Source organism: Halomonas sp. BN3-1 (genome assembly GCF_003056325.1).
GTDB lineage: Bacteria > Pseudomonadota > Gammaproteobacteria > Pseudomonadales > Halomonadaceae > Halomonas > Halomonas litopenaei.
The window spans coordinates 1-553 of sequence record NZ_PYVV01000054.1 but is presented as its reverse complement, the minus strand read 5'-3'; the positions used below and the strand labels follow the sequence as shown (position 1 = coordinate 553).

2 tRNA genes and 1 rRNA gene are annotated in these 553 nt (G+C 49.2%); all 3 read left to right on the top strand.

The features are described 5' to 3' along the window. Positions 1-67: ribosomal RNA gene (locus tag C9F12_RS22275) — 16S ribosomal RNA — on the top strand; the annotation flags it as partial. Between the two features lie 103 nt (positions 68-170). Then, positions 171-247: transfer RNA gene (locus tag C9F12_RS22270), tRNA-Ile, on the top strand. 38 nt (positions 248-285) lie between these two features. Then, positions 286-361: transfer RNA gene (locus tag C9F12_RS22265), tRNA-Ala, on the top strand. Positions 362-553 lie beyond the last annotated feature (192 nt).

Sequence of the window (553 nt, the reverse complement as noted above, 5' to 3'; positions counted from 1 at the left end):
GTTCATGACTGGGGTGAAGTCGTAACAAGGTAGCCGTAGGGGAACCTGCGGCTGGATCACCTCCTTAAACGACACGTCATCTGACTGTCGGTAAGTGCTCACAATGAATTACCTGATCAAGCAAGAGCAGTGACTGTTTGGGTTAAATGCTAAGACCCAGCGTGACAAATGGGTCTGTAGCTCAGTTGGTTAGAGCGCACCCCTGATAAGGGTGAGGTCGGCAGTTCAAATCTGCCCAGACCCACCATTTCTCAGCTGGTTCTAGTCAACAACCCAAATCGATATGGGGCCTTAGCTCAGCTGGGAGAGCGCAACACTGGCAGTGTTGAGGTCAGCGGTTCGATCCCGCTAGGCTCCACCATTTCTTCGGTCTCAAGTAAACAGTCGTCAAGTTCTAAGCAAGATACTTGTTCGCCATCAGGCGGTATCAAGTCTCTCGCTTAGAGCTTTTGCTCTAACGCTCTTTAACAATGTATATCATGCTGACAAAGTAAGATACGTTTCAAGCGTATCCGGCAATTGTCGTGACATCATCGATTGACAGACCCTTTGG